The organism is Jannaschia pohangensis (assembly GCF_900113875.1).
Classification (GTDB): Bacteria; Pseudomonadota; Alphaproteobacteria; order Rhodobacterales; family Rhodobacteraceae; genus Jannaschia; species Jannaschia pohangensis.
The window spans coordinates 619,736-632,153 of record NZ_FORA01000001.1; the positions used below are offsets into that span (position 1 = coordinate 619,736).

The 12,418-nt window shown below is 66.3% G+C and carries 15 protein-coding genes; 12 read left to right on the top strand and 3 right to left on the bottom strand.

Going from position 1 to position 12,418, the window contains the following annotated elements:
• Positions 1-67: 67 nt before the first annotated feature.
• From BM002_RS03025 to BM002_RS03035, 3 genes are all read right to left on the bottom strand, one after another.
• On the bottom strand, positions 68-598 hold the full coding sequence (locus tag BM002_RS03025) for a holin family protein (RefSeq protein ID WP_092777166.1): 531 nt from the start codon (positions 596-598) through the stop codon (positions 68-70).
• On the bottom strand, positions 589-1,200 hold the full coding sequence (locus BM002_RS03030; protein WP_092777168.1) for a holin-associated N-acetylmuramidase: 612 nt from the start codon (positions 1,198-1,200) through the stop codon (positions 589-591). Before BM002_RS03030 ends, BM002_RS03025 begins: the two co-directional genes overlap by 10 nt.
• Before the next feature lie 95 nt (positions 1,201-1,295).
• On the bottom strand, positions 1,296-2,501 hold the full coding sequence (locus BM002_RS03035; protein ID WP_092777170.1) for a cytochrome b/b6 domain-containing protein: 1,206 nt from the start codon (positions 2,499-2,501) through the stop codon (positions 1,296-1,298).
• A 140-nt stretch (positions 2,502-2,641) separates the two neighbouring features.
• Here BM002_RS03035 and fabD point away from each other — a divergent pair, with 140 nt between their 5' ends.
• From fabD to BM002_RS03095, 12 genes are all read left to right on the top strand, one after another.
• Entirely contained in the window at positions 2,642-3,580 is a 939-nt protein-coding gene (gene fabD, locus BM002_RS03040; RefSeq protein WP_092777172.1) for an ACP S-malonyltransferase, read from the top strand.
• A 13-nt stretch (positions 3,581-3,593) separates the two neighbouring features.
• Complete coding sequence (fabG, locus tag BM002_RS03045) at positions 3,594-4,331, top strand: 3-oxoacyl-[acyl-carrier-protein] reductase (RefSeq protein ID WP_092777174.1); 738 nt, start codon at positions 3,594-3,596, stop codon at positions 4,329-4,331.
• Positions 4,328-4,714: a RidA family protein gene (locus BM002_RS03050; protein ID WP_092777176.1), complete on the top strand. Its 387-nt coding sequence runs from the start codon at positions 4,328-4,330 to the stop codon at positions 4,712-4,714. The genes fabG and BM002_RS03050 overlap by 4 nt, the downstream gene beginning before the upstream one ends.
• 146 nt (positions 4,715-4,860) lie before the next feature.
• Positions 4,861-5,094 carry an acyl carrier protein gene (locus BM002_RS03055; RefSeq protein WP_092777178.1) on the top strand — a complete coding sequence of 78 codons (234 nt, stop codon included), beginning with the start codon at positions 4,861-4,863 and terminating at the stop codon, positions 5,092-5,094.
• A gap of 97 nt (positions 5,095-5,191) precedes the next feature.
• Positions 5,192-6,088, top strand: a complete 897-nt coding sequence (locus BM002_RS03060; RefSeq protein ID WP_092777180.1) for a lysophospholipid acyltransferase family protein — start codon at positions 5,192-5,194, stop codon at positions 6,086-6,088.
• Positions 6,085-6,894: a glutamate racemase gene (locus BM002_RS03065; RefSeq protein ID WP_092777182.1), complete on the top strand. Its 810-nt coding sequence runs from the start codon at positions 6,085-6,087 to the stop codon at positions 6,892-6,894. The genes BM002_RS03060 and BM002_RS03065 overlap by 4 nt, the downstream gene beginning before the upstream one ends.
• 9 nt (positions 6,895-6,903) lie before the next feature.
• On the top strand, positions 6,904-7,356 hold the full coding sequence (ccmE, locus tag BM002_RS03070) for a cytochrome c maturation protein CcmE (protein ID WP_092777184.1): 453 nt from the start codon (positions 6,904-6,906) through the stop codon (positions 7,354-7,356).
• Positions 7,357-7,359: 3 nt separating this feature from the next.
• Positions 7,360-8,214 (top strand): DMT family transporter, encoded by an 855-nt coding sequence (locus tag BM002_RS03075; RefSeq protein ID WP_281243791.1) that lies wholly within the window; start codon positions 7,360-7,362, stop codon positions 8,212-8,214.
• A 193-nt stretch (positions 8,215-8,407) separates the two neighbouring features.
• Entirely contained in the window at positions 8,408-9,538 is a 1,131-nt protein-coding gene (locus BM002_RS03080; RefSeq protein ID WP_092777186.1) for an OmpP1/FadL family transporter, read from the top strand.
• A 103-nt stretch (positions 9,539-9,641) separates the two neighbouring features.
• The gene (locus BM002_RS03085) at positions 9,642-10,559 is read left to right on the top strand and encodes a DMT family transporter (RefSeq protein WP_092777188.1); all 918 of its coding nucleotides are present in this window, start codon (positions 9,642-9,644) and stop codon (positions 10,557-10,559) included.
• The gene (locus BM002_RS03090; RefSeq protein ID WP_092777190.1) at positions 10,556-11,410 is read left to right on the top strand and encodes an ATPase; all 855 of its coding nucleotides are present in this window, start codon (positions 10,556-10,558) and stop codon (positions 11,408-11,410) included. Before BM002_RS03085 ends, BM002_RS03090 begins: the two co-directional genes overlap by 4 nt.
• Positions 11,411-11,440: 30 nt before the next feature.
• On the top strand, positions 11,441-12,391 hold the full coding sequence (locus tag BM002_RS03095) for a homoserine O-succinyltransferase (protein WP_092777192.1): 951 nt from the start codon (positions 11,441-11,443) through the stop codon (positions 12,389-12,391).
• Positions 12,392-12,418: the final 27 nt, after the last annotated feature.

The window sequence follows — 12,418 nt, forward strand, 5'->3', positions numbered from 1 at the left end:
GCCGCGCCAATGGGGCGTGACCCCCGGTCGCGGGGGTCAGCCTTGTCACATTCCCGTCAGACCGGGATCAATAGATCGCACCGTTCCAGTCCTGCAACGCGCGGTTCGGTCCCACCGACTCGGGCTGTGCGGCCTCAGAGGGGGCCTCGTCCTCCGCATGCCAGGCGGAATGGACGGGCTCCGGGCGCGGTGTCTGACGCTGCGGGCCGCGTGAATAGTGCAACTCACGCGCGCCGAAATAGAACCCGACAATGGCCCCCAAAAGCCACCAGAGCGGATCGGGCACATAGGCCAGCCCCTCCATCCGCGCGCCGAACCCCAAAGGGTCGACCATCGCATAGATGAACAGCCCCAGCGTCCCCAGCGCCAGCATCGGACGCGGCAGGCGGTTCAGCCCATCGACGAAACGGTCGAACAGCCCGCGTGGCGCAAGCGCAAATTCATCGCCCAACTGATCCAGCGCCGCCTGCTGGCTGGCATGGCCCAGGCGCTGGCCCTCGGTCGCGTTCGGGATAAACACCTCCGACACGCCCTGCACCGCGCGCCCCAGGGTTTCGACGGCCCCGCTGCCGCGCACCAGCCCGGAAATCACCCCCATGCCGCGACCCGTGCCCGATGCTCGGCCTCGCTCAGATGATAGCGGGGCGAGATGAACTCTTCGGCCCGGACGATCCAGCCGCCTTTGCCGCCGTCCCGACGCCGGGCGTATTTGCGCGACGACGGGCGACGGTCGGCCAGCGCATAGTACCAGTTGCGCCGTGCGATACCGTAGGCATCGGCCAGATGCCCGGGCGCTTCGGCCAGTGCCGCGCGCGCGGCGGCGGCGGTCTGCGGCCCGATCTTGCCATCGACGGTGACCTTCTGCCCCATTCGCCCCAGCAGGCGTTGCAGGATCTTCACCGCATTGGCCCCTGCATTCACCTGCATGTCGAAGACCGAGGCGTGCAGCACCTCGGGCAAGGTGTCGATGCGGGGGCGGCGGAAGTAATGCTCGATGAAGATATCGGTCGCCCGGTCCCGCGTCAGGGCGCGCACGTCCGCCGTATCGACGTCCCCGTCGCCGTCCAGATCAACGCCCAGACGCCGCATGGTGTGGATGGTGACCCCGTGGTTCGTCGCCCCGCCCGGGTCGTCGGGGTCGTTCACATAGCCGCCTTCGCGGGCGACAATCTCTGCGGCAATGTCCTCTACGGTCTGCATGGCAAACCCTTTCCTGCTCTGTTGGGAAAGGAGCCAGGCTGATCCTGAGCGGTTAACGAAAGCTTGCGATGGTTAACGAAGTGCTGTCGTTGCGGTCATGGCGTACGCTGCGCGATCAGCGCCACATCGACCGTCACCGCAAAGCCCACACTGGATTCGTCGGGATAGGTTTCGCCCATCCCGAAATCGCGCCGGTCCAGCGCCACTTGCCCCGCCATGGTCGCCACGTCGCCGTCGATGGCCAGTGTGAATGGCAGCACCAGCGGCACCTCCACCCCCCGGATCGTCAGCGGACCTTCGGCGACATAGCCCTCGCCCTCGGACCGGATGACACCCGCAAAGGTGGCAGTGGGGAAGTCCACACTCGACAGGAAATCGCTCGACGTCGCCTGCGGCGTGACCGAGCCGAGCGTCAGCGTCCCGGTCGAGATCGCGACCTCCACCGTGCCATGGGTGCCGTCGGCCCGCGCCGCCTCGTCGAAGTCTATGGCCGCCTGCCAGTCGCCGAAGGTGCCGGTGACGGGACTGCCCAACTGGGCGACGGTGATCGAAAGCGTGCCCTCGGTCACCTCCCAGTTGGCGACGCCGTCGACTTGCGCGGCCTCGGTCGGGGCGGCGATGCTGGCCCCGTGGGGCGTCAAGACCATGCCGACCCCAAAGGTGGCCAGCCAGACCAGCGCCGCAGCCCCCAAAGGCAGCACATGGCCCCGCGCCTGCGCCAACGGGCCGGGATCGGTGCCGCGCCACATGCGGGCCATGGTCTGGTCGCGGTCGATGACGACATGCTTGATCGCCCCCAGAACATGCAGGATGACTGCAGCCGCCAGAACCTTGACGAAGGTCGTGTGCAGAACCGCAAGCCGCGCAGCCAGCTCCGCGTCCTGCGGGACGAAGGGCAGGGTTTGGCCGAAGGGCCACCAGATCGGCGCAAAGCCGGTCGTCGCCGCATGTTCCGACCAGCCCAGAAGCGGCACCAGAACCAGCGACCCGTAAAGCAGCCAATGAACCGCGCCCGCCAGAAACCCCTCGATCCCGCCATGCAACGGTCGCGGACGCGGCTGACTGATCGCCCAAAAGATGCGCGCCAGGGCGACGAAGAAGATCGTCACGCCGACCGTCTTGTGGAACGAAAAGAGCCAGGCCTTCTGCGCCAGCGCCGCGTCGGTGTCGAAGGGCGCGTCATAGGCGAGGTTGCCCAGCACGAAAGCGGTCACGATCAGGACGGCGATTGACCAGTGAAAGGCACGTTCCACCCATCCATAGGCAGACGTCGTGTTGGTTGCGGCGGTGTGAACGGTCATGCGAAGCCTCCGACGATAATCTTACCTATCTAGCGCAGCGAGCGGTATCTGCACCATCCCATGTCGCGCACAGACCCCGTGCAGGCTTCACAGCGACGGATCGGATGGTTAGACGCGGGCAACGACATCGGGGGGATACCATGAGCAGAGCATTCGTCTTTCCGGGCCAGGGCGCCCAGACCATCGGCATGGGCCGCGATCTGGCCGACAGCTACCCCGCCGCGCGCGCGGTCTTCGACGAGGTGGACGAGGCCCTGGGCGAAAACCTGTCCCGTCTGATCTGGGAGGGCGAGGCCGAGGCGCTGACCCTGACCGCCAATGCGCAGCCGGCGCTGATGGCGACTTCCATTGCCGCCCTGCGCGCTCTCGGGGCCGAAGGGATCACCGTCTCCGACCACGCCGCCTATGTCGCGGGCCACTCCCTGGGTGAATATTCCGCGCTGGTCGCCGCCGGGTCGCTGACCCTGGCCGATGCGGCGCGCCTGCTGCGCATTCGCGGCGAGGCGATGCAGAGCGCCGTGCCCGTGGGCGTCGGTGCCATGGCAGCCTTGCTGGGCCTTGGGTTCGAAGACGCCCGCGCCGTCGCCGAAGAGGCCGCGCAGGGCGAAATCTGTCAGGCCGCCAACGACAACGACCCCGGTCAGGTGGTGGTGTCGGGCCACAAGGGCGCGGTCGACCGGGCATTGGTCATCGCCAAGGAACGCGGGGCGAAACGCGCGCTTCTGCTGCCCGTGTCCGCCCCCTTCCACTGCGACCTGATGGCCCCTGCCGCGCGGGCCATGGCCGAAGCGCTTGACGATGTGGAAATCGCCGACCCGATCGTGCCGCTCGTGGCCAATGTCACGGCCGATGCGGTGTCAGATGCCACGACCATCCGCTCCCTGCTGGTCGATCAGGTCACCGGGTCGGTTCGCTGGCGCGAAAGCGTCGGACGCCTGGCCGAGCTGGGCGTGACCGAAATCTGGGAAATCGGCGCGGGCAAGGCCCTGTCCGGCATGGTCAAGCGCATCAATCGCGAGGTCGAGACCCGGGCCGTCGGCACCGCTGCGGATGTCGCCGCGGCCAAAGAAGCACTTTAAGAAAGGCCTGCATATGTTTGACTTGACAGGAAAATGCGCGCTCGTCACCGGTGCCTCCGGTGGCATCGGCGCCGACATCGCCCGCGCCCTTCACGCGCAGGGTGCCACCGTCGGCCTGTCGGGCACGCGGGAGGAGCCGCTGAACGCGCTGGCCGCCGAACTGGGCGAGCGGGCCCATGTCCTGCCCTGCAACCTGTCGGACGCCGACGCCGTCAACGCGCTGCCCAAACAGGCAGCCGAGGCGATGGGCAGCGTCGACATCCTGATCAACAACGCCGGGATCACCCGCGACAACCTCTTCATGCGCATGTCCGAAGACGAATGGGCCGATGTCATCAACGTCAACCTGACGTCTGCCTTCCGGCTGTCCAAGGGCGTGCTGCGCGGCATGATGAAGGCGCGCTGGGGCCGCATCGTGAACATCAGCTCCATCGTCGGCGCGACGGGCAACCCCGGTCAGGGCAATTATGCGGCCTCCAAGGCCGGCATGGTCGGCATGGCCAAATCGCTCGCCTACGAGGTGGCCAGCCGCAACATCACCGTCAACACGGTGGCCCCCGGCTTCATCGCGACGCCCATGACCGACAAGCTGACCGACGACCAGAAGGACAAGATCAACGGCCAGATCCCCGCCGGCCGCATGGGCACCCCCGGCGAAATCGCCGCTGCCTGCGTCTATCTGGCCAGCGATGAGGCCGCCTATGTCACGGGGGCCACGATCCACGTCAACGGCGGGATGGCGATGCTATGAGGCAGAATATTCCCTCGGGCAGCTACCTTGAGCCGATCATGGGCTTCAGCCGTGCCGTCCGCATCGGCAACCACATCGCCGTTGCGGGCACCGGTCCCATCGGCACGGACGCGACCGACACCTATGGGCAACTCGTCCGCTGTTTCGAGATCACCCGCGCCGCATTGGCCGAGGCGGGCGCCACGATGCAGGACGTCACGCGCACCCGAATCCTGTTGACGGACATCGCCGACTGGGAAGAGGCCGCCCGCGCCCACGGCGAGATCTTCCGCGACATCCGCCCTGTCATCACGGTGATGCAGGTCTCGGCCTTCGTCGATCCCGCCTGGCGGGTCGAGACCGAGGTGGACGCCATCGTCGGTGGCGACATAGCGTCTGATTGACAAAGGATTTGCCAATCTGTGCCTCCATGATATAGGCGGCGCACATATCCGGGGGGGACCTCGGGGTCCGGAAGATCGGGCCACCCGGCATGGGGTCACGGTCATGCACGATTGCCCCGCAAGGGGTCACGAGATGAGGTAGAGACATGAGCGACATCGAGGACCGCGTCCGCAAGAAAGTCGTCGAACACCTGGGCGTCGAGGAAGACAAGGTAACCGAGAATGCGTCGTTCATCGACGATCTGGGTGCCGACTCGCTCGATACCGTAGAACTGGTCATGGCGTTCGAGGAAGAATTCGGGATCGAGATCCCCGACGATGCAGCCGAGTCGATCCAGACCTTCGGCGACGCCGTGAGCTTCATCAAGGCCAACTCCTGATCCGCAACAGCGCGATCACGGGACAACGACGGGCGCCCCACGGGGCGCCTTTTCTTTGTGACTGGTGCGGTTTCGGCGACCTGCTAGGGTGCGCGCCATGGATGGCTTCGCCCCCCCTTCGCCCCTGCACGATGTCGCCCGCGACATCACCTACGCCCATGCGGCGCGCAGTCGTTCGGGCCGCGCCGTGATTCGCGGGCTCGAGGCGGTGACGGGGCGGCCGCACCTCCTCCGGCGGGCGCGCGGCTATCAATCCGCCATCGCTCAGGGCGCCAACTTCTGGGAGGAGATGGCCCGCCGCTATGGCATCCGGCCCCAGATCCTGCGCGGCGACCTGTCTGCCATTCCCGACCGGGGACCCGTCGTGGTCGTCGCCAATCATCCCTACGGCATTCTCGACGGCCTGATCCTGTCGCTGATCCTCGCCCGGCGGCGGCCGCAGGGGTTCAAGATCATGGCCAACGACGTCTTCCTGCGCGCCCCCGAACTGAGCGATATCGTCCTCCCCGTCAGCTTCGAGGAAAGCCGCGCCGCGCAAGCGCGCAACCTCGCCATGCGCAAGGTCGCTGTCGACGATCTGGTGGCGGGCGGTGCGCTCGGCATCTTTCCGGGCGGGGCCGTGTCCACCCCGGCCCGCCCCTTCGGCCCGGCCCGCGACCCCCATTGGCGCGGCTTCGCGGCCAAGCTGATCCGTGCGTCCGGCGCGACCGTCGTACCCGTGCATTTCGAAGGCAGCAATTCGCGCCTGTTCCACATCGCAAGCCACCTGCACGCCAACCTGCGCACGGGCCTGCTGATCCGCGAATTCCGCGCCCGGACGGATGGACCCGTGCGCCTGTCTGTCGGAACGCCCATCCCGCCCAGAGAGATCGCGCAGATGCCGCTGAACAAGCGCGAACTTATGGCGTTCCTGCGCGAACGGACCTATGCACTGGGCCAGCAGAGCCCCGAGCTGGGTTTTGACTGGGACAAGCAGAAGGCAGGCTGCACATGAGCGTGGGCATCTTCGATTCGGGATTGGGCGGGCTGACCGTCTGGTCGGCGGTGCAAAGGCGCCTGCCCGACCTTGCCATCACCTATTATGCCGACAGCGCCCATGCGCCCTACGGCGTGCGGACAGCCGACGACATCCACGACCTGACGCGCGCCGCCGTCAACAACATGTGGGACCGGGGCTGCGATCTGGTTGTACTGGCCTGCAATACCGCTTCGGCGGCGGCGCTGCGCCGGATGCAGGAGGCGGGCGTCCCCAAGGGCAAGCGCGTGCTCGGCGTCTTCGTCCCGCTGATCGAGGCGCTGACCGAACGCAACTGGGGCGACAATTCCCCGCCCCGCGAAGTGGCCGTCAAGCAGGTGGCCCTCTTCGCCACCCCCGCCACCGTCGCCAGCCGCGCCTTCCAGCGAGAGCTGGCCTTCCGCGCCATCGGCGTCGATGTCGAGGCACAGGCCTGCCCGGGTGTCGTGGACGCGATCGAGGACGGCGACATGATCCTGGCCGAAGCGATGGTCCGAAGCCACGTCGACGCCCTGCGCCGCAAGATGCCCAAGCCGCAGGCCGCGATCCTGGGGTGCACGCATTACCCGCTGGTGCAGGACGCATTCCAGCGCGCCCTTGGCGAAGATGTGACCGTCTTTTCGCAGGCCGACATTGTCGCGGAGAGCCTGGCGGACTACCTGAGCCGCAGGCCCGAGATGGGCGCCGGGGGCACATCGCGGATGCTGACCACGGGCGATCCCGAACAGGTCTCGGCCCGGGCGACGCAATTCCTGCGCCGTCCCATGACGTTCACTGCCGCCTGAGGAGGGACCATGCGTTCGCTCAAGAAGACCCGCCGCATTCAGGTCATCGCCATCGCGGCGCTGGCCCTGGCCGGATCCACGGCCCTGATCGGCTATGGCCTGAGCGATTCCATCGAATTCTTCCGCTCGCCCAGCCAGGTGGCCGAAGCCCCGCCGCCCCCGAACGAGATCTTCCGCATCGGCGGGCTGGTGGAGCCGGGCACGCTGGTGCGCGGCGAAGGCACGGCGATCACCTTCAACGTCACCGACGGCGGCGCGTCGATCCCGGTGACCTATACCGGCATCCTGCCCGACCTCTTTGGCGAGGGCGAGGGCATGGTCGGAACCGGCGCTTATGTGAACAACGTCTTCGAAGCCACTGAAATCCTTGCTCGCCATGACGAGACCTACATGCCCAAAGAGGTGATCGAGGCGCTCAAGGAACAGGGTGTCTATCAGCCCGACGTGACCCCCGAAAGCTGACGCGTGACGCCCCAGACCCTTCGCGCCGCCCTCTGGATGCTGGGCGCAATTGCCAGTTTCACCTCCATGGCCGTAGGCGGTCGCGCGGTCAGCCACGCGCTCGATACCTTCGAGATCATGATGTACCGCTCGGTCACCGGCGTCGTCGTCATGGTGACGATCATCGTACTGACCCGTCGGACGGCCGACATCCGGCGCGACTACCTGGGCCAGCACCTGATCCGTAACATCTGCCATTTCACGGGGCAGAACCTGTGGTTTCTGGCGATCACGCTGATCCCGCTGGCGCAGGTCTTCGCGCTGGAGTTCACCTCGCCGATCTGGGTTCTGCTGCTGGCACCGCTGATCCTTGGCGAGAAAGTCCGCCCGATCCAACTGGTCGTCGCCGCCGCAGGCTTCGGCGGCGTGCTTCTGGTGGCCGACCCTTTCGGCGGCAGCCTGTCGCCCGGTCTGCTCTGGGCGGGTCTTGCCGCCGTGTCCTTCGCTCTGACGAACCTGCTGACACGCCGCCTGACCCGGCACGAGACGGTTGCGGGCATCCTTTTCTGGCTGACGGTGCTGCAACTGATGTTCGGGCTGGCCACCGCCGGGTTCGACGGCGACATCGCCCTGCCCGATGCGACCACCCTGCCCTGGGTCGTGATGATCGGCCTTGCCGGGTTGTGCGCGCATTGGTGCCTGACCAACGCCCTGTCGCTGGCGCCGGCGTCGACGATCATGCCGATCGACTTCGCGCGCCTGCCGCTGATCGCGACGATCGGTGCATTGTTCTACGCCGAACCATTGGACCCGATGGTCCTGCTCGGCGGCACGATCGTCTTCTTCGCGGCCTGGGCGAATCTGCGGCTGGCCCGCTGACGCGACACTTTGTTGCGCGGACGCCATAGTTCGCCTGCGAGTACCTCGAATTATAGATGTGACGTAGCGTGTGATTTGACCGCTGCCCGCCCTTTACGCTCCAATGTCCTAGGAGAGGGCGTGTCACGAAAACGTTCGGACACGTGCCACGGGCCCACACTCACACCGGGCTCAAACAAGGGATGAGGACATCATGAACCGTTTCGCAACTGCCGTCGTGGCGACAATCATCGGCGCGGGCACCGCCACCGCCGGCGGACTGGACCGCTCGGGCCAGAACATCAATATCCTGTTCGAGGAAGGCACCTACGCCGAGCTGTCGTTCGGCTATGTCGCGCCGACCGTGGACGGCAACGACTTGGCCGCCTTCCGCGGTCAGGCGACCGGTGACGTCGCGGGCAACTTCATACGCGCGGGTCTCGGCTACAAGCAGCAGATCAACGATCAGCTGTCCTTCGCCCTCATCGTGGATCAACCTTACGGCGCCGACATCGCCTATGCGCCCGGCGTGCCCGGTGTCGGTGGCAGTCTGACCCTGGGCGGCACCCGTGCCACGCTCAACGCGACGGCCCTGACCGGCCTCGTCCGCTATGAGTTCACCGACCGGTTCAGCGTCCACGGCGGCATCCGCGCCCAGACGATCAACGCGGCGGTCGACCTGCGCGGCGGCGGCTATGGCCCCTTGGGTACCTATTCCGTGACCCTCGACGGCGACACCGCCTTCGGCTTCCAGGTCGGCGGCGCCTACGAGATTCCGGAAATCGCCCTGCGTCTGGCCGTGACCTATTTCTCCGAGATCGATCACGAGTTCCAATCGGTCGAAACCGGCCTTACCCCTGTCGCCGTCAACGGCATCACCGAAGTGACGACGCCCGAAGCGATCAACATCGACTTCCAGACCGGCATCGCCAAGGACACGCTGGCCTTCGCCTCGTTCCGCTATGCCGACTACGGCGTCGTCCGAGTGTCGCCGCCCGTCTTCAACGGCGCGACCGGCGGCGCCAGCCTGACCAACATCGACACCGCCCGCGACCTGAGCATCGGCGTCGGCCGCCGCTTCAGCGATCAGTTGTCGGCCTCGGTCGCCCTGAACTTCTCGGATGGCGGGTCGGACAATCTCGTCTCGCCGCTCGGGCCGACGGACGGCAGCATCGGCATCACCCTCGCCGGCAGCTATCAGGTCACCGATCAGATCAAGCTTTCGGGCGGCATCAACTACACCAAGTTCGGCGACTCGATCCCGACCGTGGGTGGCAACCAGCTGGCCAACATCGACGACAACAGCGCCGTCGGCGTCGGCTTCCGCATCGGCTACTCCTTCTGATCGAAGGACAATCGCGACTTGAAAGGCCCCGTCGGTTCGGCGGGGCTTTTTATTGCGCAGGTTCCGGGTGGCGCAGCGCCACCGCGCGGCATAGCACCCCATCATGAGCAGCCGTGACATCCCCGCCCGCGCCTGGGCCGAACTGATCCTTCTGGGCCTGATCTGGGGCGCAAGCTTCCTGTCGATCCGCGTCGCCCTGGACGAGGTTCCCTTCGTCACCGCCGTCGCCTGGCGCGTCGCACTGGCAGCCATCGTGCTGTGGGTGCTGGTGCTGGTCCGGGGCCTTGCGGTGCCGAAATCGCCCGGGGTCTGGGGCGCGCTCCTTGCCATGGGGCTTTTGAACAACGTCATCCCGTTTTCTCTCATGGCCTGGGGCCAGCTTCACATCGAGACGGGATTGACCTCGATCCTGAACGCAGGGACCGCCGTCTTCGGCGTGCTGGCGGCGGCGCTTCTGCTGGCGGATGAGCGGCTGACACCGGCGCGCGCCATCGGGGTCACACTCGGCTTTCTGGGTGTGGCCACCGCCATCGGGATCGAGACGCTGGCCAACTTCGACCTGCGCTCGGCGGCGCAGCTGGCGGTGGTGGCGGGCACCATCAGCTATGCGCTGGCCGGGGTCTGGGCGCGCACCCGCCTGGGCGGCCTCTCCCCGCAGGTTTCGGCGGCGGGCATGTTGACCGGATCGTCGCTGGTGATGATCCCCGCAGCCCTGCTGATCGACGGGGTCGTCCTGCCGACCCAAGCTGATACGATGCTCGCGATCGGCTATTACGCCATCGTGGCGACGGCGGGGGCCTATCTACTCTATTTCCGCGTTCTGGCCATGGCGGGCAGCGGCAATCTGATGCTCTGCACCCTGCTGGTCGCGCCCGTGGCGATCCTTCTGGGGGCCTGGGTTCGGGACGAGGTTCTCCATCCGCAGGTCTATCTGGGCTTCGCCCTTCTCGCCCTGGGCCTGGTCATCCTTGACGGGCGCGTGTTGCGCAGGCTGCGCCGGGCGGTTACGTCGAAGGCATGATCTATGACACGCCTCGCGACTGGACCGACGCCGCCGCCAAGCGGGTGACATTCTTCGGGATGTCAGGCCTCGGCAAGACGCATATCAGCCAGATCCTGCGCGGCACCGGAAGCTGGTTTCACTATTCCATCGATTACCGCATCGGCACCGCCTATATGGGCGAGCACATCAACGACAACCTCAAGCGTCACGCGATGCAGCAGCCGTTTCTGGCGCGTCTGCTGCGGCATGACAGCATCTACATCGGGTCGAACATCACCTTCGACAATCTGGAGCCTCTGTCGACCTTCCTGGGGCAACCGGGCGATCCGGCGCGCGGCGGGTTGCCGTTCGACGAATACGCCCGCCGGCAGGAGCTGCACCACCGGGCCGAGGTGAATGCCCTGCTCGACACGCCCTTCTTTATCGAACGGGCGCTCGATATCTATCGCTACGACAACTTCGTCTGCGACACCGGCGGGTCCATCTGCGAGGTGGTCGACCCCGAAGATCCCGCGGACCCGGTCATGTCGCAACTCGCTGCCCACACCCTTCCCGTCTGGATCGAGGGCACGCCCGACCACGTGGAAACGCTGGTCGCGCGCTTTGCCCGCGCGCCCAAGCCGATGTGCTATCGCCCCGAATTCCTGAACGCCAAATGGGCCAGCCATGGCGGCGACACCGTTGACCCCAACGAGTTTGCCACCGCCACCTACCGCGACGCGATCACGGCGCGGCATCCGCGATATGCCGCCATGGCCCGCAACTGGGGCGTGACAGTCAAGGCCGCCGACGTGGCGCATGTGCGGGATGACACCGACGTGATCGAGATGGTCGCCGCCGCCATTGGCAACAGGGGTCAGAGCGCCTAACTCAGGCGCTCCAAACCGGAAAGAACACCCATGCCGATCACCCTGCCCCGCGACCTGCCCGCCTATGACGTGCTCGACCGCGAGGGCGTGATGGTGATGTCCGAGGCCGATGCCACCCGTCAGGACATTCGCCCGCTGCGCATCGGCCTGCTGAACCTCATGCCGATGAAGATCACGACCGAGACGCAGTTCGCCCGCCTGATCGGCGCGACCCCGCTGCAGATCGACCTGACCCTGATCCGCATGACCGAGCATCAGTCGCGCCATACCGCGCCCGAACACATGGAAACCTTCTATCGCCCCTTTCAGGAGGTGAAGGACCAGAAATTCGACGGTTTCGTCATCACCGGCTCGCCCATCGAACACCTGCCGTTCGAGGACGTGACCTATTGGAACGAACTCTGCGAGATCATGGACTGGACCCAGACCAACGTCCATTCGACCTTTGGCGTCTGCTGGGGTGGCATGGCGATGGCGTGGCATTTCCACGGGGTGCGGAAACACATGTTGCCGCAGAAGCATTTCGGCTGCTTCCGGGTGCGCAACGAAAACCCGGCCTCGCCCTATCTGCGCGGCTTTTCCGACGACTGCGTGATCCCGGTCTCGCGCTGGACCGAAGTGCGCCGCGACGAGGTGGAGGCGGCGGGGATGAAGGTGCTGCTTGGCTCGGACGAAACCGGCCCCTGCCTGATCGAAGATCGGGCGCACCGCGCCATCCACATCTTCAACCACTTCGAATACGACAGCGACACGCTGCAACGGGAATACGAGCGGGATGTGGCCAACGGCACGCCCATCAACGTGCCCGGCAACTACTATCCCGACGATGACCCGGCCCGCCCGCCGCTCAATCGCTGGCGCAGCCACGGGCACCTGCTCTATGGCAATTGGGTCAATCAGGTCTATCTGACGACCCCATATGACGCATCGCTGATCGGCACCCATCAGCAGGTGCTCGGCGCCGATCCAACCCCCTTGTGATGCGGCCCGGGCAAACAGGAGAAGGCT

What these genes read in the sequence shown, in the direction of transcription:
- fabG (WP_092777174.1), top strand. Translation starts at nt 3,594, where the DNA reads ATGTTTGACTTGACAGGAAAATGCGCGCTCGTCACCGGTGCCTCCGGT.
- BM002_RS03025 (WP_092777166.1), bottom strand. Translation starts at nt 598, where the DNA reads ATGGGGGTGATTTCCGGGCTGGTGCGCGGCAGCGGGGCCGTCGAAACC.
- BM002_RS03090 (WP_092777190.1), top strand. Translation starts at nt 10,556, where the DNA reads ATGATCTATGACACGCCTCGCGACTGGACCGACGCCGCCGCCAAGCGG.
- BM002_RS03085 (WP_092777188.1), top strand. Translation starts at nt 9,642, where the DNA reads ATGAGCAGCCGTGACATCCCCGCCCGCGCCTGGGCCGAACTGATCCTT.
- BM002_RS03030 (WP_092777168.1), bottom strand. Translation starts at nt 1,200, where the DNA reads ATGCAGACCGTAGAGGACATTGCCGCAGAGATTGTCGCCCGCGAAGGC.
- BM002_RS03060 (WP_092777180.1), top strand. Translation starts at nt 5,192, where the DNA reads ATGGATGGCTTCGCCCCCCCTTCGCCCCTGCACGATGTCGCCCGCGAC.
- BM002_RS03065 (WP_092777182.1), top strand. Translation starts at nt 6,085, where the DNA reads ATGAGCGTGGGCATCTTCGATTCGGGATTGGGCGGGCTGACCGTCTGG.
- BM002_RS03050 (WP_092777176.1), top strand. Translation starts at nt 4,328, where the DNA reads ATGAGGCAGAATATTCCCTCGGGCAGCTACCTTGAGCCGATCATGGGC.
- fabD (WP_092777172.1), top strand. Translation starts at nt 2,642, where the DNA reads ATGAGCAGAGCATTCGTCTTTCCGGGCCAGGGCGCCCAGACCATCGGC.
- BM002_RS03095 (WP_092777192.1), top strand. Translation starts at nt 11,441, where the DNA reads ATGCCGATCACCCTGCCCCGCGACCTGCCCGCCTATGACGTGCTCGAC.
- BM002_RS03080 (WP_092777186.1), top strand. Translation starts at nt 8,408, where the DNA reads ATGAACCGTTTCGCAACTGCCGTCGTGGCGACAATCATCGGCGCGGGC.
- BM002_RS03035 (WP_092777170.1), bottom strand. Translation starts at nt 2,501, where the DNA reads ATGACCGTTCACACCGCCGCAACCAACACGACGTCTGCCTATGGATGG.
- ccmE (WP_092777184.1), top strand. Translation starts at nt 6,904, where the DNA reads ATGCGTTCGCTCAAGAAGACCCGCCGCATTCAGGTCATCGCCATCGCG.
- BM002_RS03055 (WP_092777178.1), top strand. Translation starts at nt 4,861, where the DNA reads ATGAGCGACATCGAGGACCGCGTCCGCAAGAAAGTCGTCGAACACCTG.